Origin of the sequence: Desulfoferula mesophila (assembly GCF_037076455.1) — a bacterium.
GTDB lineage: Bacteria > Desulfobacterota > Desulfarculia > Desulfarculales > Desulfarculaceae > Desulfoferula > Desulfoferula mesophila.
The window spans coordinates 1,731,703-1,750,259 of sequence record NZ_AP028679.1 but is presented as its reverse complement, the minus strand read 5'-3'; the positions used below and the strand labels follow the sequence as shown (position 1 = coordinate 1,750,259).

Annotated in this window: 21 protein-coding genes and 2 tRNA genes; 4 read left to right on the top strand and 19 right to left on the bottom strand. The window is 62.1% G+C overall.

Annotation, left to right across the window (positions count from 1 at the left end; all coding sequences use genetic code 11):
• The first annotated feature begins 146 nt into the window (after positions 1 to 146).
• A complete protein-coding gene (locus AACH32_RS07760; RefSeq protein ID WP_338606213.1) occupies positions 147 to 1,037 on the top strand; it encodes an HpcH/HpaI aldolase/citrate lyase family protein in 891 nt (296 codons plus the stop codon).
• Between the two features lie 40 nt (positions 1,038 to 1,077).
• Here AACH32_RS07760 and AACH32_RS07755 read toward each other — a convergent pair whose 3' ends face one another.
• The 7 genes from AACH32_RS07755 to AACH32_RS07725 all read right to left on the bottom strand — a co-directional run bounded on the left by AACH32_RS07755 (position 1,078) and on the right by AACH32_RS07725 (position 7,516).
• On the bottom strand, positions 1,078 to 1,866 hold the full coding sequence (locus AACH32_RS07755) for an ABC transporter ATP-binding protein (protein ID WP_338606212.1): 789 nt from the start codon (positions 1,864 to 1,866) through the stop codon (positions 1,078 to 1,080).
• Positions 1,866 to 2,627, bottom strand: coding sequence for an ABC transporter permease (locus AACH32_RS07750; RefSeq protein WP_338606211.1), 762 nt, complete (start codon positions 2,625 to 2,627; stop codon positions 1,866 to 1,868). The genes AACH32_RS07755 and AACH32_RS07750 overlap by 1 nt, the downstream gene beginning before the upstream one ends.
• 56 nt (positions 2,628 to 2,683) lie before the next feature.
• Entirely contained in the window at positions 2,684 to 3,634 is a 951-nt protein-coding gene (locus AACH32_RS07745) for an ABC transporter substrate-binding protein (protein WP_338606210.1), read from the bottom strand.
• A 44-nt stretch (positions 3,635 to 3,678) separates the two neighbouring features.
• Positions 3,679 to 4,746, bottom strand: coding sequence for a hypothetical protein (locus tag AACH32_RS07740; RefSeq protein WP_338606209.1), 1,068 nt, complete (start codon positions 4,744 to 4,746; stop codon positions 3,679 to 3,681).
• Positions 4,747 to 4,951: 205 nt separating this feature from the next.
• The gene (lipA, locus tag AACH32_RS07735) at positions 4,952 to 5,818 is read right to left on the bottom strand and encodes a lipoyl synthase (protein ID WP_338606208.1); all 867 of its coding nucleotides are present in this window, start codon (positions 5,816 to 5,818) and stop codon (positions 4,952 to 4,954) included.
• Positions 5,819 to 6,203: 385 nt separating this feature from the next.
• Positions 6,204 to 7,316, bottom strand: a complete 1,113-nt coding sequence (locus AACH32_RS07730; RefSeq protein WP_338606207.1) for a tyrosine-type recombinase/integrase — start codon at positions 7,314 to 7,316, stop codon at positions 6,204 to 6,206.
• A gap of 2 nt (positions 7,317 to 7,318) precedes the next feature.
• On the bottom strand, positions 7,319 to 7,516 hold the full coding sequence (locus AACH32_RS07725; RefSeq protein WP_338606206.1) for a hypothetical protein: 198 nt from the start codon (positions 7,514 to 7,516) through the stop codon (positions 7,319 to 7,321).
• Between the two features lie 219 nt (positions 7,517 to 7,735).
• Here AACH32_RS07725 and AACH32_RS07720 point away from each other — a divergent pair, with 219 nt between their 5' ends.
• Positions 7,736 to 8,299, top strand: a complete 564-nt coding sequence (locus AACH32_RS07720; protein ID WP_338606205.1) for a hypothetical protein — start codon at positions 7,736 to 7,738, stop codon at positions 8,297 to 8,299.
• A 12-nt stretch (positions 8,300 to 8,311) separates the two neighbouring features.
• Here AACH32_RS07720 and AACH32_RS07715 read toward each other — a convergent pair whose 3' ends face one another.
• From AACH32_RS07715 to AACH32_RS07665, 12 genes are all read right to left on the bottom strand, one after another.
• Entirely contained in the window at positions 8,312 to 8,761 is a 450-nt protein-coding gene (locus AACH32_RS07715; protein ID WP_338606204.1) for a phage virion morphogenesis protein, read from the bottom strand.
• 115 nt (positions 8,762 to 8,876) lie between these two features.
• Positions 8,877 to 10,028 carry a phage major capsid protein gene (locus tag AACH32_RS07710; RefSeq protein ID WP_338606203.1) on the bottom strand — a complete coding sequence of 384 codons (1,152 nt, stop codon included), beginning with the start codon at positions 10,026 to 10,028 and terminating at the stop codon, positions 8,877 to 8,879.
• Between the two features lie 122 nt (positions 10,029 to 10,150).
• On the bottom strand, positions 10,151 to 11,551 hold the full coding sequence (locus AACH32_RS07705) for a terminase large subunit domain-containing protein (protein ID WP_338606202.1): 1,401 nt from the start codon (positions 11,549 to 11,551) through the stop codon (positions 10,151 to 10,153).
• Positions 11,532 to 11,954 carry a hypothetical protein gene (locus AACH32_RS07700; protein WP_338606201.1) on the bottom strand — a complete coding sequence of 141 codons (423 nt, stop codon included), beginning with the start codon at positions 11,952 to 11,954 and terminating at the stop codon, positions 11,532 to 11,534. The genes AACH32_RS07705 and AACH32_RS07700 overlap by 20 nt, the downstream gene beginning before the upstream one ends.
• Positions 11,955 to 12,059: 105 nt before the next feature.
• Positions 12,060 to 12,281 carry a helix-turn-helix domain-containing protein gene (locus tag AACH32_RS20880; protein WP_350341543.1) on the bottom strand — a complete coding sequence of 74 codons (222 nt, stop codon included), beginning with the start codon at positions 12,279 to 12,281 and terminating at the stop codon, positions 12,060 to 12,062.
• Positions 12,281 to 13,279, bottom strand: coding sequence for a hypothetical protein (locus AACH32_RS07695; protein ID WP_338606200.1), 999 nt, complete (start codon positions 13,277 to 13,279; stop codon positions 12,281 to 12,283). The genes AACH32_RS20880 and AACH32_RS07695 overlap by 1 nt, the downstream gene beginning before the upstream one ends.
• 92 nt (positions 13,280 to 13,371) lie before the next feature.
• Positions 13,372 to 13,608 carry a hypothetical protein gene (locus tag AACH32_RS07690; RefSeq protein WP_338606199.1) on the bottom strand — a complete coding sequence of 79 codons (237 nt, stop codon included), beginning with the start codon at positions 13,606 to 13,608 and terminating at the stop codon, positions 13,372 to 13,374.
• A gap of 109 nt (positions 13,609 to 13,717) precedes the next feature.
• Complete coding sequence (locus tag AACH32_RS07685) at positions 13,718 to 14,083, bottom strand: hypothetical protein (protein WP_338606198.1); 366 nt, start codon at positions 14,081 to 14,083, stop codon at positions 13,718 to 13,720.
• A 165-nt stretch (positions 14,084 to 14,248) separates the two neighbouring features.
• Positions 14,249 to 14,325, bottom strand: a tRNA-Arg gene (locus AACH32_RS07680).
• A 54-nt stretch (positions 14,326 to 14,379) separates the two neighbouring features.
• Entirely contained in the window at positions 14,380 to 14,730 is a 351-nt protein-coding gene (locus AACH32_RS07675; protein WP_338606197.1) for a DUF3795 domain-containing protein, read from the bottom strand.
• Positions 14,727 to 15,362, bottom strand: coding sequence for a DUF3786 domain-containing protein (locus tag AACH32_RS07670; RefSeq protein WP_338606196.1), 636 nt, complete (start codon positions 15,360 to 15,362; stop codon positions 14,727 to 14,729). The genes AACH32_RS07675 and AACH32_RS07670 overlap by 4 nt, the downstream gene beginning before the upstream one ends.
• A 16-nt stretch (positions 15,363 to 15,378) precedes the next feature.
• Entirely contained in the window at positions 15,379 to 17,253 is a 1,875-nt protein-coding gene (locus AACH32_RS07665; RefSeq protein ID WP_338606195.1) for a carboxyl transferase domain-containing protein, read from the bottom strand.
• 235 nt (positions 17,254 to 17,488) lie between these two features.
• Between AACH32_RS07665 and AACH32_RS07660 the strand changes: the two genes are divergently transcribed.
• Positions 17,489 to 17,566 (top strand) — tRNA-His (locus AACH32_RS07660).
• A 148-nt stretch (positions 17,567 to 17,714) separates the two neighbouring features.
• On the top strand, positions 17,715 to 18,524 hold the full coding sequence (locus tag AACH32_RS07655) for an EcsC family protein (protein WP_338606194.1): 810 nt from the start codon (positions 17,715 to 17,717) through the stop codon (positions 18,522 to 18,524).
• Positions 18,525 to 18,557: the final 33 nt, after the last annotated feature.

The window sequence follows — 18,557 nt, the reverse complement described above, 5'->3', positions numbered from 1 at the left end:
CCGCGCGCCGCGGCCCGCCCCAGGCAAGCAACTTGACAAAGGCCGCGTTCCCTACTTACATTGACGGCGTTGCAAACCATGAAGAAGTCACTAATGGCAGGCGGTTAGGCCATACGCCGCGCCATGTTGCCCAGCAAGGCGGTCCCATGGAATTCTCCTCGATCAGAAGCGCCCTGTTCGTACCCGGCACCCGTCCCGACCGGGTGGACAAGGCCCTGGCCACCCAGGCGGACGCGGTAATCATCGATCTGGAAGACGCGGTGCCCCCCGAGAAAAAGGTCGAGGCCCGCGAGGTGGCCCGCGCCAAGCTGGAGCAGCACGCGCGGCGGGAAATCATGGTGCGGGCCAATTCGTTGGATTCGGGCCAGTTCGAGTTGGACCTGACCGCCTTGCGGGGTCTGCCCCTGAGTTGCCTGTTCGTGCCCAAGGTGGAGCGCGGGCCGCAGGTTGAGAGCATCGACCAGGCCCTCCGCGGCCTGGAAGAGGCCGCCGGGCTGACCCCCTATTCCATCGGAGCCATGTACCTCATCGAATCGGCCTTGGGGGTGGAAAACGCCTTTGCCATCGCCGGCCATCCGGTTCATGGCCAACGCCCGGCCATGCTGGCCTTTGGCGCGGCGGACTACGCCAACGACCTGGGCATGGAGCTGAGCCCGCAGGGAGACGAACTCTACTACCCCCGCCACCGGGTGAGCAACGCCAGCCACGCCGCCGGCCTGCCCGGCCCCTTGGACAGCCCCTTCATGCGCGACCTGGACGACCTGGCCGCCCTGGAGGCCGACGCCCGGCGGGCCAAGGCGGTGGGCTTTGGCGGCAAGCTGTGCATCCACCCCAACCAGGTGCCGGTGTGCAACCGGGTCTTCTCCCCCAGCGAGCGCCACATCGCCCGGGCCCAAAAAATCGTCGCGGCTTTTGAGGAGACCCTGACCCAGGGTCAAGGGGTGCTCAAGGTGGACGGCGAGTTCGTGGACGAGCCGGTGGTGGAGAGCTGTCGCCGCTTGCTGCGCCGGGCCCGGCTCGATTCCTCGGCAGGTTAAGCCGACCCCCGGCCGCGCCGGAGATGGCGATCCGGTTCCGCTAAGACTGGGGAGGCTCCGGCTCGCACAGGCAGGCGTGCACCGCGCGCTTCAAGGCCAGAAACTCCGGGGCGTCCAGGTCGCGGGGCCGGGGCAGCTCCACCACGAATTCACGGCGGATGCGGCCGGGCGAGGTGTCCATCACCAGCACCCGGTCGGCCAGCTTGACCGCCTCTTCCAGGTCGTGGGTGACGAAGATCACGGTTTGGCGCAGGCGCTGCTGCAAGGATATGAGCAACTGGTGCATGTCCGCCCTGGTCTGGGCGTCCAGGGCGGCGAAGGGCTCGTCCATCAGCAGGGCGGCCGGCCCCAGCACCAGCACCCGGGCCAGGGCCACCCGCTGTTTCATGCCCCCGGAGATGGCCCGGGGCAGATAGCGCCCGTAGCCCGTGAGCCCCACCATCTCCAGCATGGCCTCCACCTTGGCCAGGCGGCCCGCCCGGCCGTCTCCGTTGCGCAGGCCGAAGCCCACGTTCTCGGCCACGGTGAGCCAGGGAAACAGGGCGTCCTCCTGGAACACCACCCCCCGCTCCGGGCCGGGGCCGCTAACCGGCCGCTGGTTCATGAGCACCCGGCCCTGGTCGTGGGCCAAAAAGCCCGCCAGGATGTTGAGCAGGGTGGTCTTGCCGCAACCGCTGGGGCCCAGGATGCCCAGCACCTCGCCGGAGCGCACCGCAAAGGAGATGTCGCTGAGGGCCTGCACCCGGCGGCCGTTCACCACAAAGCCCTTGCTCAGGCCCTCCACCTGCAGGCAGGGCGCGGCGGTGTTTTCCCCGACCCTGGCGCCCATCACCGCCTCCGCACGCTCTTGAGAAGCTTCAACCCGCCCACCATGGCCAGATCGCACAACCGCCCGATCACCGCGATGAGCAGGATGCCCATGACGATGATGTCCACCCGTCCCAGCATGCGCGCGTCCATGATGGCCGCGCCCAAGCCGTCGGGCACTCCGGTCAGCTCGCCCAGCACCAGGTAGGCGAAGGATATGCCTAGGCCCAGCCTGAGCCCGGTGACCACGTGGGGCATGGCCGCGGGGATGAGCACCGAAAAGATCAGTTGGCCCCGGCCCAGGCCCAGCATGGCCCCGGAGCGCATGTACAGGGGGTTCACCTGGCGGGCCCCGGCGGCCGCGCCCAGGTAGATGGGGAAAAAGGCTGCCAGCGCCACCAGAAACACGGTGGTCTTGAAACCGATGCCGAACCACACCAGGGCCAGGGGCAGCCAGGCGATGCCCGGCACCGCCCGCACCCCGTTGATGAAGGTGTCCAGGAAAAGGCGCATAAACCTCAGGCGGCCCGAGATGAGCCCCAGGGGCAGGCCCAGGAGCACGGCCAAGGCGAAGCCGCCGCCCACCCGGCCCAGGCTGGCCAGGGCGTCGCTTAAAAACCGACCGGCATAGGGCGCGCTGCCCGGCGGGGCGAAGATGTAGTCCCGCGCCGTGGCCAGCACCTGCCCCGGAGGGGGCAGCAGGTAGGCGGGCACCAGCCCTCCCAGGCTGAGCAGGGCCCACAAACCCAAAACGCAGGCAGGCAGCAACCAGGGCAGCAACATGGCCGCCAGCGGCCTTTTAAGGGGTTGGGGTTGGACTGGTTCCTTCAGGATCATCATTACTTAAGTTTAACGCGCTCAACGAAGCTCAGATCAATGAGTTTAGCATAGTCCGGCTCTTGGCTGATCAGGCCCAGGGCCTTCATGCGCGCGCCCAGGGCGGCCACCCGCCGGATGAACTCCGGGTCCATTTTCCAGGCCAGTTCCATGTTGGGGGCCGCCTTGGTCAGCACCTCCAGCGGGGTGCCGAAAGTCGCCGCCCGCTGCAACCATTTTTGGGGATGGGCCTGGAGGTATTCGGTGGCCTCGGCGTGGGCCTGGACCAGGGCGGCCACCCTTTGGGGCGACTTGGCGACGGCCTCGCGCTTGACCAGCATGCCCGCATTGATGGTGCCGATGCCCTGGCCGTAATAAGGATAGGCCAGGATGCGGCCGTAGCCCTGCATCACCGCCAGGGTGGGGAACGGCTCGCCCGAGAGAAAGGCGTCGATGGAGCCGCGAGCCAGGGCTAGGCCCATGTCGAAAAAATCCACCCGCACCAGCTTGACGTCCCGGTTGGGATTGAGGCCGTTTTTGGTCAGGGCCTCGCGCAGCAGGATCTCGTGCATGGTGCCGGGTACGTAGCCGATCTTCTTGCCCGCCAGCTCCTTGACGCTACGCACGGGGCCGTCTTTTCTCACCACCAGGGCCGAGCACTTGTTGCACAGAGCGGCCACCACCACCACCGGCTCGCCACGGGAGGCGGCGTGGATGGCGTGGGCCAGGGTGGTGCCGCACATGTCTAGGCTCCCCGCCAACAGGGCCATCTTCTGGTCGGCCGGGTTGGTGAAGGGAAACACCGCGATTTTTTGCCTGGGCAAAAACTGTTGATAGAAAAAGGGCTGGATCGTCTGGGCGGTCTTCCAGGTGCCTACTTTCCAGGGGTCCTCGGCTCGGGCCGGACCGGCCCCGATCAGGAGCAGACCGGCCACCAGAGATAGGGCGATCCAGCGAAGGTGTGCTAGGCGCATGATGTCTCCTCCGGCCACCGTCAATGGCCAACGGACGGATGGGCTCAGGGCAGGCCGGGGTAAGCCGAGGGGCAGGTGTCTTGCGGGCCTGCGTCGCTGGGGGGCGCGTCAAAGCAGTTGGAAGGCAGGCTCGGATTCAGGCCCATTTCACGCATGATGGCCGCGCAGGCTGCCACGTCCCTGCCGCGCCCCTGGCCGGTGTCCGCCTGGGTCTCGCGCGGGCTGGAGCCCACCTCGGGGAAAAACAGGTTGGCCCCGGCCATCAGGGCGGCGGTATTGGGCTCGTGGGTGCAGTGGGCCCGAGGCACGTCGCCCATGACCAGGCGGCTCACCGCCACCATGCGGGCCATCTCCAACTCGTTGATCATGCCGTGGTGGCCCAGGGGCGAACCGGGGAAGTTGATGCGGCGCATCACTCCCGAATAGGTGGCGCCCAGCTCCCGGGCCAGGACCATGAGCTCCGCGATCTCCTCGGGCTGGTGCTCCGGCCCCACCGGCTCGATGCAGTTGGCCCATTTGAGCCCCACCTCGGTGATCACCTTGATGGTGGCGATGCGCTTGGCCACCGGGAAGGGGGAGTCCACCCCCTCGCGCAGGCGCACGGCGTGATAAAAGCCCTGGAAGCCGTGGGCCAACAGCGCCTCGCCCTCCTGGTGGTTGATGTCACGGGTGTTGGCCACCAAAGGCACGTTGACCTCCCGGCTGAGCCAAGCCCCCACCTCCAACAGTCGCTCAAAACGATAGCGGCCGGTGGTCATCAGATTGAGGGCGTCGGCCCCCTGCTCTTCGCCCTTCTTGGCCCAGGCCAGGAGTTGCTCGTGGCTGAACTCCTCGCTTTCATTAAAAATGCCCGCCTGCTTGGTCAGAGAACAGAACTTGCAGTTAAAGGAGCAGCCCTCCACGTTGAGCCCGATGTGAAAGTGCAGCTCGCCCTTGCCCCCGAAGGCCTGGCGACTCATGCGGTTGGCCAGGGCCATCACCGCGTAAGCCTCGGGCGAGCACAACTCCAGGCGCAGCAAACAAACCGCCTCTTCCCGGGTGATGCCGGCCATGTCCTCGGCCTTGGTAAGTATTTCCGTTACCTTGGGATCAAGGGGGTTCCAGGGGCTCAAAATGGACTCTCCAGGATTGCTATCTGGTTGGCGCAGTCGAAGCAATGGCCGCCCAGGCTACTGATCGATAATGTCGATAAGTTCCGATGCCTTGTGGCAAACATAACGCATCACTTGGAATTGTAAAGCCATACCTGGCAATCGGCCCGAATTTTTGCTTACCAGTTGTATAAACGGCGGAGCGGCGAAAGGTCCGGCGGAAAAGCTAGGCGGATCGCGTCGCCTGGCGCCAAAGCTCGCCCGCCTGGTAGGAGGAGCGCACATAGGGCCCGCTGGCCACGGCCACGAATCCCCGAGCCAGGGCCGCCTCGCGCAAGGAGGCGAACTCGTCGGGATGCACGTAGCTGACCACCGGGAAATGCTCCCGGCTGGGAGCCAGGTATTGTCCCAGGGTCAGCACCCGGCAGCCGTGGGCCAAGAGGTCGTCGAACACGGCCAACAGCTCGTCGCGGGTCTCGCCCAAGCCCAGCATGAGGCCGCTCTTGGTGAGGGCCCCGGCGTTGGCCGCCCGTTGCAGCAGATCCAGGGAGCGCTGGTAGCGGGCCTGGGGGCGCAGCTGGGGATAGAGGCGGGGCACCGTCTCCAGGTTGTGATTCAGGACCACCGGCCCGGCGGCCAACACGGTGGCCAGGTCCTGCTCGCTGCCCCCCAGGTCGGAGATAAGGGCCTCCACCCCCACTCCAGGCAGGGCCTGGTGCAGGGCCTCGATGGTGGCCGCCACCTGGGCCGCCCCGCCGTCGGGCAGGTCGTCGCGGGTGACCATGGTCAGCACCACGTAGGTGAGCCCCATCTCCGCCGCGGCCCGGGCCGCGTGGGCCGGTTCCTGGGGATCGACCGGCGCTGGCTTAACCTTGCTCACCGCGCAAAAGGTGCAGCGCCGGGTGCAGGCGGGGCCCAGGAGCAGGAAGGTGGCCTCGCCCCGGCCGTAGCACTCACCCTGGTTGGGGCACTGGGCCTCCTGGCACACGGTGAACAGGCCGCCCGCGGCCAGGCTGGCCTGCACCTTGGTGCTGCAGCCCACGGAGGCCAGCTTGCGGCGCAGCCAGGGGGGTTTGGGTTGGTGGCGTTGCATGGCGCTAGTATCCACCAGGAACCAGGATCGCGCAAACCCAGACGGCCCTGCTCAGCCCTGCCAACTAAACTCCGCCTCCGGCAGGGCCCGAGCCTGACCGGCATTCGGGCAGGCTGGGCCACTCTCAGGCCGCCACCACCAACAATTATCTGCGGGAAATACGCGGAGTATGAGCACCCTCCCTCCACATATCTCCACACGCGCCCATTTTCAGCGCTCGCCCAATCAACCTAGCTGATTGAAATAATTGGTGCCCCCGGCCCGATTCGAACGGGCGGCCTACGGCTTAGGAGGCAAGGCGCCTAATATATATTTTTATCAAATATTCCAGCATTTTACCCTTAACCCCGCCCCCTTTTGTGACTGTCCATCCTGTCTATTCAGTTCAGCCACTTACGCTCCCTTGGAGGGGTGTATGGTCATTATTGGTCACTGATATTAGGTTAACCGCCGCCTTTTTGTGGGCCTGGGAAAGGTGGGCATAGCGCATCGTCATGGTGATCGACTTATGGCCCAGGAGCTCCTGGACGGCCTTTAGGTCCACCCCCTTCATAACGAGCCAGGACGCGAAGGTGTGGCGAAGGTCGTGGAATCGAAACTCCTTGATCCCGGCCCGCCGACAGGCGCCCGCAAAGGACCTCCTGAGCTCGCGGATCCGCTTCCCGTCCCGGCCAAGGAATACGTAAGGGGACCGGAGCCCGTTTTCCTGGCGAAGGGTCTTGAAAAGGTCGGCCAGGTCGTCGGACACCGGGATCTCCCTCCCCTCCCCGGTCTTGGTTTCGGTGAGGTAGATATACCCGGCGCGAATAGCCTCCCATTTGAGCTTAAGGATCTCACCCCGCCGCATCCCGGTATGGAGGGCGGCGAAGACCACCGGGCGGAGGTGGGCCGGACACTCGTCCAGGAGCTTGGTCGCTTCGTCCTGGGTCAGGAAGCGGAGCCTTCCCGAGGTCTCCTTGTAGAAAAATCTCCGGGCGGCGGCGAAGGGGGTTTTCTCCATCATCTCCCACTCGACCGCCTTCGAGAAAAGGTGGCGGACGGCGGAGAGCTCGCGATTGACCGCGGCCTTGGATCTCTCCCCTCCCCCGCGCACCTTCGGCGTCGCCAGCCTGTCGTTGCGGTATTGCTCGAGCCGGTATAGGCCCATTTTTGACAATAAGGGGCCGCCTACGTAGGTAGTTTTGCCTCCAGAAGCCCTTATTTCGCATTTGAAGTATCTGGCAAAGGCTTGGAGCGCAACGCGCTTCTGAGTCCGAAAAGCGGTCTGATTTTCATGGGCGGCATGGTAGCGAGTCATGAGCTCCCCGAGGGTATGCCGGGACTCCTGTTTAACGTCCAGGTAGCGGCCCTCCGCGACCAGGGAGACCCGCTTGCTATGTTCGGCGACCGCGTCCTTCTTCCGTTTGAAGTTTTGGCGGCATCGCTTCCCGTTGGGGTCGTAATAGTCGATCTGGTACGTCACCGCCCCCGAGGGGTGCTTGATCGTTCTGATCGCCATGATTACTCCTCCTCGGCGAAGCACTCCCCGAGAACCTGGTTCGCGTTATCAATACAGACGGCTAGGAGCGTGGAAATGTGGCCGAGTACCTCCGGCTCCGTGTTCCTGGGGGGGATACTCGCGGCCAGGGCCTCGAGGGCCTCGAAGGGCGACAAGGCAGTGCTAATGGCGTCTCTGGGGTGTGCGGCTTTGGTAGACATGGCTTCCTCCAAAATAAAGGTGCCGACGTGTGCTAAGGCTCGCAAAGAAGCCTCCCGGGACCTCACGGTATCCCGGCACGTCGGCAAAATCATATTGAAGGCACAAAATAGGACCCATAACGGTGATCCTCCCGCTTTACGATTTTAGCGATTTTATTGTATGATTTTGTGCCAGCCCGGTCAACCCGAATCGTAATGGTCGCCCGTTTGGAGATTAAAATGATATTCCCCGAGGATATGGATAAATCTACAAAAATTATCGCAAGCATTATCTTAATTGGCTGGGCCACTTTTACCGCTTTTCTGATATGGATTGCTATTTCTAAAAACGTAACAAGCTTTACCGCAATAATGGCACCGATAGTTGCTTTGGCAGGTATTTTCATTTCATACCAACAATATTTGGTTCGTAAAATGGAACATAAATTTAAACTATTCGATAAAAGAGCCGAGGTTTACAGCCTTATAAAAAAATTGATGAAAAGAACGACGGGTACGGCGGGAAAGTTCGATCGCGAGGAATTCAGCAAAGAATATGAACCAATAGATACTAGTAGATTTTTGTTTCCTCCCAACGTGAGAAAATATTTTAATGATTTTTACAACGCAGCAATAGACCTTAGTTTCTATCAAGAAAGCTATGGGATCGGCTGGCTTCATGAAGAAGATCCTGAATACTTGGTAGAAATGAAAAATAAGATCGACGAAGAGTTTGACAAAGTATCCAAAATGTTGGAGTCCATCGACAAAGTTTTTGACAAACATCTTTCGGTCCACAAATAGGGTAACTTCCCCCTATTCAAAAGCTCGCTTTACCGCCGACTCCAGAAGGAAGGCGATCCTGTCGAGGCTTTTCTCCAGGGCGGGCCCCATGAATGGCCGCGCCGGGATCCGGACCTCCTTCGCGGATCTCCATCCTACTCCGGGAATATTGAAGCGGAGCCACTCCGCCCGATTTGGCTTGATCGTTCCCCCGAGCTCGTGGATCCGGGCATATTCGACATTCGTACCGACCTCAGCGGTAACGCGGTCGGGGGTGTCCCGAGTGATAAGGGGGAGGATCGAGGCCCGGAGGCGCCCGGTCTGAACCTTCAGCACCTTCCCGGAGAGGTTCTCCCGGGCCTCCCCGGCGATCAGGGTAGCCCCCTTCATCGCGGCTTCCCGTACCTCCGGCCCCAGGCGCATATGAGCCTGGCGGAACTTCTCCAGGACCTCCGGATTTTCTATCTTCATATCGATCTTCATCGAACAACCCTTCTTTTTTAAAAGGCCCTGGCCCGCTCCCAACGCACCACCCACCACGCGGGCCAGGGGAAAGAGTTAACGGTTAAACGAAAGGTTTAATGCCCTCCAACGCCGCCTAGCTGGCGGCGGTTAGAAGCCTTACGAAGGCGGCGGCCTTGCCAATATTCAGGGCCATACGCCAAATGACCCGAATGTTGGTCTTGTTGGAAGTGAAGTTCGAGTAGGGGTCCATATCGATCTGCATCATCCCGTACCTTAACCCGGTCAGGAAGTACCTCGGATTGCAGAGCGCAACGAAGGCGGTCTCCGCTCCCGAGGAGCTCGGGCATACCTCGCGGGTATGGATCGGAAGGCCCCACAGGTTCCCGTTGCTCAGGTCGACCAAGTAGCGACCGTTGCTATCGGTCAGGGTCCGGAGGTAGTGGGCGACCGCCTGGTTCATCGCAAAGAAGGCCCCGGCCAGGGCGGTAGAGTCCATCTTGGACATCATCTCACTCAGGTAGGTCGGGGTAATGGCCGAGAAATTGGTATCCCCAGCGCTCATGACCACGGAATGGCCCGCGGCGGCGGTCAGGATCCCGGAGCAAGGGGTCCCGGTCCCGTTGAAGATCTGGTTGTCAACCTCCTTGCCCATCGCCTCGGTAAACTCCTGGGCGAGCCAGTTGGCGATATTGGCCCGGGAATCCTCCAAGAGCTCGTTGGTGACGGTGACGTAGGCATCCAGGCGGTAGACGTTCAGAGTCACCTGGTCGAGGGTCGGGCTGGTCTGGGTGATCGTATCACCCTCGGAATGCCAGGCCACGCTGGGCGGGGTGTTCAGGGCCGGGACCGTAATTTGGTTGCTTCCCATGCTGACGCCCCGGGTCTTACCGAGGAACAAGCTGGACTCCTCCGCGATCCGCAGGATGGACCCTTCCAACTCGGTCGGCACCGTATATCCGCCCTGAGAGCCGGTCCCCTCAGTCATGTCGGTTTTCATCACCGCATCGAGCCCGCCGAATTCGTCGAGGGCCCGGGCGTCTCCGTGACGGGAGTGGCGATAGGCGCCCTTCAGGAGCCCGGCCAGGCCCTCCAGGTTGGCCCGGTCCTCTCGGCTTATCCGGGATCCCGAAAACGAAGGATGAAGGTTTTGCAAAGAGTCCTTCAGGTCCAATAAACGGGAATCGACCTTCGCCTCGAGGACCGCGGTTTTCTCGTCCACGACGCCCTGGATTATGGGGCCCAACGCGCCCCGGATCTCTTTTTTATCTTCTTGGCTTAGAAACATCGTTTCTCCTTATGGTTGAAAATGTCGCGCTTTTGTCGACCTTCCGCCGCCGAGGGCGCCCAAGGGCGTGAGGTTTGGGGTCCATGCCCCCCTCCGCCAGGCGTCTCGGCGACGGGCCGACATTAGAACCCGCCGCTCGCGCGAGAAAAAGCCGCGGGCAATTCATCATCTCCATCAAGCCAACGCGCCCTGATTTTCCTTTGGGCCTTGCTCACCGCCGCCAAAGCGGCCATTCCAAGGCTGATAACGTGGTCGTCGTGCGCCCCGCTCTCGTGGTCGATCCGGTAGCCGTAACTTTTTTCGACCACCTTCACGGACACGAGCTCCTTAATCAGGTCCGGATAGTCGAAGATCTCGATCCGCCGGTCCTTGAAAAGGGAGAAAAGGTTTTGAGTGAGGCGCGTAATATTCGACGGGCTGAAGACGAATTCTTCCACCTTTAGGCCCCGCTCCTTGAGCCGCTGAATCGAGTTGACCGCTTGCCATGGGTCGGCGCTTACGCGGACGCCGGGAAAATTCTCGTGGAGGTTCATTAAATGATCCTCGACGTCCTCGATCCGCACCTTCTGGAGCTTGGATCCCCGCCAGGTCTTCACGTTATCCAGGACCACCTTCCCGGAGTCCCGGTCATAGTGAACGGTCGTGACTACGGTCGCGTCGTTCGCCAGGCCCAGGTCTACGCCTACCGAGAAGGCGTGTCCGCCCCCAGGAGCCCACGTTTGGCCTAGTCGAGGGGTAATGGCCAGGTCCACGTCGTCGCGCGGTAGGAAGGCACTGGAGCCCGAGGTCCACCGGTTTTCGTGGAGCCTCTGGAATACGTGCTCGGGAAGGCGCCGCCGTTGTTGCTCGAGATACTCGGCGGTAATCCAGGAAGCCAGATTCTCGTGCGACCAGATGAAATAAAAGCGGGGGTCGTCGCCCCGGAGGCCGCGCTGGTAAAGATCCCAAAGGAGATTCCCCTCGTATTGCTCGTATCCGGCGTAGGTAACGATGAAATGAAGCGGCTGGCGCCGGACGGGCGAGTGAGTAAGGGCCTCGTACAGGTCATAGGATCTTTGGTTCCAGAGCTCGTCGAAAATAACGAAGTGCGGATTCAACCCGTGGGCCGTGGGAGCGTCGGCGGATAGGACGCGATAAAAGCCCGTCCCGTCCTTCCGCTCGATCACGTCCTTGTAGATCCTGACCTCGTTCAGAAGGACCGGGCTCCGCTGGATAGCCCGCGAAGTCTGGCGGAAGATCACCCGGGCCTGGTCCTTGTCCCCGGCGACACCGTAGATCTCAGGCTCGGGCTCGCCGTCCGCCAAGAGGCCGTAGCAAGCGACCAGGGCGGCCATGGTGGACTTGGAATTCTTCTTCGGGAGCCCTATCAACGCCTCGTTAAATTGACGAAGGCCGCGGTCGTCCATAGTGTCGAAGACCGGCTCGAAGACTCGCTCGCGTTGCCAGTCCTCCAAGCACATGGGCCGTCCATCGTCGAGGACGAACAGGGCCTCGGCGAAGCGATCAATCGGGATCCGTTGCATCTTCATCCTCAGGCTTTGCGCTCTGGAGTCCGGCCAGGACCTCGTCCAGGCTGGGAGCCTTGGTCCCGGTGGTGGCCAGGGAAGCGAGTTGGGAAGGGACCCGGAGGAACACCCGGTCCCAGGCCCACTGGAATTTATCGGGAGGGAGAGCAGCCTTGCCCGGATCCGCGAGGAAGCCGAAGACCAGGCCCACGAGCGGGCGAGCTCCGGCGAGGACGACCTTCTGGGCTTCGTTCAAGGGGCCGAAGCTCTCGATAAGCATCGACTCGTACCCGTCGATCGTCTTCGCCAGGCGGGTCCGCTTGTCCGGTGCAACCCCTAAGGACAAGAGGCGAAGCGTACCCCAAGGGGTATCGGCCCTTACCCTTTCAGGGAGCTTCTTTACTCGGTCGCTCGTGGTCATTCCGGTTTTATATCTCCCTGTAATTACTAGGTAGAATTGTGCGTCCACCGATTGATAGACCGTAGGCCCCTATTTGCTTCGCTCGGAGATCCTCGGTCATAAACATCAGAAGCTACCCACTTCCCGCCCTTCCTGGACGAATGCCTCGAGGTCCTCGGCCTTGATCCGGACGACTCGCCGGTCGGGCTCCCCGGGCCTTGGCTTAGGCCCGAGGCGGTAGCAGGGAATGAGTCCCGACTGGATCCAGGAGTAAGCCGTCGCCCGGGCGATCCGCAGATAGACCGCGGCTTCCTTGACGGTATAGAAGGCTTGATCCCGGGAGCCCATCACTCGACCCCTACGAAGTGGCACCCGCCGCCGAGGCGGAACTTGACGGCGTAGTACGCGTTATCGCATTTCGGATATTTCAATTTTTGGAATCGAAGGGTATGGGGGATCCCCTTGTCGATTTTCCCAGCGTGGAGACTCAGCGCCACGGTGGCCTTGTGGACGGTCATATGGCCGCCCACCGCGTAATCCGCCCCCGGCTTATGCTGGAGACCAATGACGGCTACCCCATCCCCGAGGGCCTCATGGATCCGCGAGATCTCCTCCCCGACGAGGAAAAATTCCTTCCCTTGCGCGCCGGTGAGCTCGAGATAGTCGATCAGATTCAGGCCGTCCGCGTCGATAACGTCGGCGAAGTCGCCGGACCTCCGGATCGCCCGCATGGGGGCCCACTCCTCCAGGGGATCCCCGAACGCCCTGATTCGCTTGTTGAGCGTCCGGGCGTTGGACTCGGCGGAGCTCCCGAAGTAAGTGACGCGCATCCGGCCCATGTTCAGGCGAGCGATGTTGAGAATGAAGGCCGTTTTCCCGGCGTTGGATTCGCCTGAGACGATGATTATGGAGCCCGGGGGAATTTCAAATCTCTTGTGAAGCTCTAAGGGGAAGTGGAGATCTAGAGCCTGGCTTTCCTCCGGAAGGTTTACGAAGTCGATTTCTTCGATCTCGCGGCTGACAACGCGGTACATGCCCGCCTTTTTGCCCCAAGGTTCGATCAACCCCTCTTTGACCAGGCGGTGAAAAATCACCCGGCGATTAAGTTTTTCGTTTTTTGTAACGAGGCGTAACTCTTGGTCGGCCTGTGTAACGCTGAAAGTAACTCCCGGTGTAACGCTCTGGTCTAAAATCCACTCCCTAATGGCGGCGGCGAGGCTTATTTCGGGACTACTTTCCGCCCCGAGGACACTTTTACATTTCGCCAACACTTCGACCTGGTCGTTATGGGCGATAGTGTTTTCGATAATTATTGATATGGCTTGAAGCGCCTTGATCTCGTCCATCCCACCCGCCTTTAATTTCAGGGCGGTCTCGTAAATCAGCCTTTTGTTTTCTTCGGCTGAATTTATCGAGGGGTTTGGCATCGATCGTGCTCTTAATTAAAGAGATTAAGAATAAGAGAAGAAGGGATAGGACAAGAGACGATTTCCAAGGGCTCTCGGTTGAGGGCCCGGGCCAGCGCCAAGATCTCCAGCGGGACGAGCTCGGCCCTCCCTCCTATGGCCTTCTGAAGCCTCTTGGAATCAACGCCCGACACCTGGGCCAGAGTGGAGTGGCGGTCTATCCCGACTTCCCTGGCCGACCGGACCACGATTTCAGAATCGAGCATCATCGGACTTGCTCCCAAAAAGAGAGGGGAGACCTCATCTCAAGACCTGGCCGGCCAGATGAGGTCTCCCCAAAAAGGCCCGGGGGGATCAGTCCCGGGCCAGATTCAATTTTTAGTTGTCGGCCCCTTCGGACTCGGGCCAAGGCGTTTGGACCTTCCCAACCAGTCCAGCCTTATCGAGAAGGGTCCTCAGCATCCCGAAGGTCAGGTCGCGGTCCTCCTCGAGTTTGTCCAGCCTCTCGAAGATCTTCGCCAGGCTCTCGAGGGGATCCGCGGCCGGAGGCCTGGTAAGGGCCTCTCGAGCTCGCGGCAAGACGCCCTCGGGATAAATCGTCCCGAAGGACTCTATCGCCGCCTTGCCCGCCATCATCACCCGCTCAAGCGCCTGGGCCTGAGACAGGTTTTTTTCCTCAGCCATTTTTTCGATCCAGGAGCGAAGCTCCGAATCAACCCTTACCGTCGTTTGTACTTTTGCCATAACTACACCTATATTCGTAACGTAGTCACCTTATGAAGCCAAACTAACTACATTTCGAATATATGTCAACAAAAAAATGCCCGCATGCTTTTTAATGGTTAGTCATTATGTGGTCACTTGGAAGAAAAAGGCGGTTAGGCTTATCACCTAACCGCCTGATAATACTGGTGCCCCCGGCCCGATTCGAACGGGCGGCCTACGGCTTAGGAGGCCGTTGCTCTATCCTGCTGAGCTACGAGGGCAAAGGAAGGTTGGCGGAAACTTAGCACAGCGGGGCGGCTCTGCCAAGCCGCCGTTTAGTGCAGGCGGCTTTTGTCTCCGCTGCCCGGAGATTGTTGGGCGGTGGAGACCACCTTGTTCTGGCCCCGGCGGCGGACCTGCATCTCCAGATAGGCCGAGCTGAGGGGATAGGGCCCGGACATGAAGTGGCGACAGGGGTAGACCTCGCAGGAGGCGGAGCAGTAGTCCACCTTCTTGTTCACCGCGCATTGCAGGATGGGGCAAACCGAACCCATGAGGCTGAGCTGGGCGGCCAGCTTGGCCTGGGCCTGGGGTTCGGTGCCCGCACCGCAGGGGCTGCACTTGCCCTGGCGCATCAGGCCGCACACCATGCAGTTGAGGCCGCAGGCTCCGGTACCCTGGTTCATGCCGAACCTTCCTTTATCAGGCGCTGCACCATGAGGTTGCTCAGCGCCCAGATGCCGTCCAGGGCCAGGTGGTAATGAACGTTGGCGTCCATGCCCACCACCGCGCGGGGCGCGAACTCCTCGTCGCCGGCCCAGATGAGGGCGTACAGGGGGATCATGGGCAGGCCCGGCAGGCGCACGCCTTGATCCCCGGCCGCAAAGGCCTCGCCGCCCAGGGCCCGGGCCGCGGCCGGCAGGGCGGCGGGGTCGTGGCCAAAGCGCTGGGCCAAAGGTTGGTCGTTGATGGCGTGCGGGCCCTGGAAAAACTGGGCCCCGCCGGGCAGCTCGGCCGCGGTGACCATGCGCCCGGCCGGCGGCACTCCCAGGCTGCGGATCAAGGTGCTGATGAGCACCAAGCCGCTCTGATAGGAGAGATTGTGCTCCGGGTCGGCGGTTAGGTACACCCGCCGGGAGGCGAGATCCAGGCGATGCTCCCGGCCCAACATGCTTATGGTGTAGCCCTGGCCGTCCCAGGCGGCGCCGGTGGCCTGGGCCGCCTCGGCGGGCGGCCGCGCCGCCAAGTCCTCCCAAAGCTGGGGCGGCAGGTCGCTGGCCCAGCGGAAAAGGCGGTTTTCGTTGGGATCGGCGGGCACGCGCTCTCCCGGGTAGTTAGTCGCTGTTTTCCAGGCTGTTCTGCGTCCTGCGCTTGTAGGGGCGCACGCCCTTTTTCTTGGGCTCCCCGGCGCGCACCCTGGCGTACAGCTCCAGATAGCGGGCCACGGCGCGCTTCATCTCGTGGCGAGGCACCACTTCCTGGATGCCCCGGATGTCGCCGTAGTAGTCCTCCTGGCGATAGGTATCGGCAGAGGAAATCACCAGGCTGTCGGAGCGCACCTTGTCTTCCTCCACCGCGAAGCCGCGGGCCTTCATGACCCGGGGACCGGTGAAGATGACCAGGGCGCCGGGCTCGGCCAGGCAGATGTCGCCCAGGGCGGCATAGGAGGCGATGGCCCCGCCGGTGGCCGGGTCGGCCAGGATGGAGATGTAGGGCACCCCGGCGCGCTTGAGGCGCTCCAGGGAGGCCACGGTCTTGTACATCTGCATCAAGGCCACGATGCCCTCGTAGAGCCGCGCCCCGCCGGAGCAACATACGCTGATCAAGGGCCATTTTTTGCGCAGGGAGTATTCCACGGCCAGGCGGAACTTCTCGCCGAACACCACGCCCATGGAGCCGCCGGCAAAGGCGAAATCACTCAGGGCCAACACGGCGGGATAGCCGTGCACCGTGGCGTGGGCGGTCACCAGGGATTCGTTGAAGGAACTGCGCTTTTTCTGCTTTTCCAAAAAGTCGCGGTAATAATCGTGCAGGTCTTCCTCGGGCAGCAGGTCGAACACGGTCATGTTGCGGAACAGCTCGTGGAAGCTGCTGGGATCGGCCAGGGCGCTTATCCAGCCGGCCGCGTCCAGCACGTGACGCTTGCCGCAGTTGGGGCAGATCTGGAAGTTCTTGAGGTAGTCCTCCAAGGGGATCAAGGCCCCACAGCCATCGCCCTTGGCGTGCTCCTCCTCGTGTCCGCAGCGCACCAGCGGCTGGCCGGGCTCAAACACGGTGCCGTCGCCGTAGGTGTCGTCCAGGTGGATGGTGGCCCCGCTGGGATCGCTGATGATCTTGAGCTGGGCCGGCGGCTTGTACAGGTGCTTCAGGGGGCGCTCGATAAAGCGCTTGATCTCGAAAAACTTGCCCCGGTCCAACACCCCCAGCTCATCGGCGGTCTCCAGGCGTTTTTCCATGAGCTTGTCCAGGCGGCGGCGCATCAGGTCCTTGATGGTCTTTTCCAGATAGACCCCGATGTTCTCGGCCAGCCCGTCGGTGTCCATGACGCTCTTGGTCTGGGGGATGAGCGTGTCCACCACCTTGAAGTGCTTGAGGTGCTTGGCGGTGGATTTGCTCACCGCCAGGGCGTCGTCGATGCGCGCCGGATCGCGGAAGATGATGGCCGCCACCGACTCCGGGGGCGCGGTGGCGTACATGGCGTCTTCCACCGCCGCCCGCCGGTCGGCCACCTGCAGGGCGATGGCTCCGCCCGAGCCGCCCTCGCCCAGCACGATGCTGACGGTGCGGATGGGCACGTTGATATAGGCCCGGAGGAGGTGGGCGATGAAAAAGGCCTGCAAATGGCTGGCCGATTCCATGGAGATGTCCGCGCCGTAGGTGTCCACGATGGACAGCAGCACCGCGTCCTCATGGGGGCCGGTGTCGCTGAGCCGCCGCAAAAAGGCCAGCACCTGGGAGTGCTCGTCCGCGGTTAGCATGCCCCAGTTGAGCTTGCTCACATCCTCGGCCGAGCGGAATTTTTCCGGCTTGGGTTTTTGCTGGCCCACCACATAGACCCGGCGCTCGGCCAGGTGCCCTTCGCCCAGGATCAGGTTTTCGCCTTCGGCCTGGTAATCGCGGAAGTCGGCGAAGACCCGCTGCACGATGTCGGAGGCACGGGGGCGGAAGGGGTGACGGGTGCGGTTTTTAAATATGTCGATTAACGCCAAACCGTTATTCTCCCTAAGACCAGAGGGCCGGGCAAAGCGGGCCGCCTTGCGCCACGGCCCTGAGAAACTCCATAATCCTATGGCCGGGGTAGCCGGGTGTCAAGTTACCGGCCAGGCTGGCAAAAACATCGCCCGAACTGAATGGCCAATCAGGTGAAAACACTTGCCAGCAACCGGGCGCTCTGTTATAAATCGCACCTACTCTCCGGGTTGTCACATCCGGGGAGCCCATGTGGTGGCTATAGCTCAGTTTGGTTAGAGCGCCAGGTTGTGGCCCTGGAGGCCGTGGGTTCAAGTCCCACTAGCCACCCCACCCCAAAATCATCCCTAAGCGGCCCCTGGGGCCGCTTTTTTTGTGGAGGCCCGCCTCCCCGCCGTCCGGCCAAGACACCTTTTCATTTATCCCCGCGCCAACTAAACTTATTGCACGGCTAGCCCACAATGCAGCGGGGATGAGTTACATGGAACTGGAGCCCAAGGATTATGCCGACCTGGTGAAGGCGGTGCAAGACCTGGAAAATCCCGGCCTGGCGGCCTCCTTGTCCAACTACATCGGCAAACCCATTGAATTGGCGATGAAAAGCTTGCCCGCCAAGGCGGAAAAGACCGTAAAAGAGGCCACCCGCAAATCCATGCAGGCCGCCCTGAAGCTGGTGGCGATCACCCTTGACGCCAACCACGAGGGGCCGCCCAGCAACCTGCTCCACAAGCTCATGGCCGGCGCGACCGGCGCCGGGGGCGGGGCGCTGGGTCTGGTGGGCCTGCCCATAGAGATGCCCATTTCCACCGGCATCATCTTGCGCTCCCTGGCCGACATCGCCCGCAGCAACGGCGAAAACATCCACGACATCGATACCCAGCTGGCCTGCATCGAGGTGTTCGCCTTTGGCAGCCGGACCGAGGCGGACGACGGCGCTGAATCAGGTTATTACTTCGTACGCGCCATGCTGGCCAAGGCCATCAACGAGGCGGCCGAATACATCGCCAGCCAGGGCATCGCCGACCAGACCGCCCCGGCCATCGTAAGGCTGCTGACCCTGATCGCCGCCCGCTTGCAGATACAGATAACCGCCAAGGTTGCGGCCCAGTTGATTCCCCTGGTGGGCGCGGCCGGGGGCTGCACCATCAACCTGTTGTTCATCAACCATTTTCAGGAAGTGGGGCGCGGTCATTTCACGGTGAGGCGGCTGGAAAGAAAATACGGCGCCGAGGTGGTGCGGGACGAATACCGAAAAATTTCCCATGGCCAACCTTGGAAGCATCAAAGGTGACGTTCGCCGGCTCCCCTCCTCCTTTACCCACGG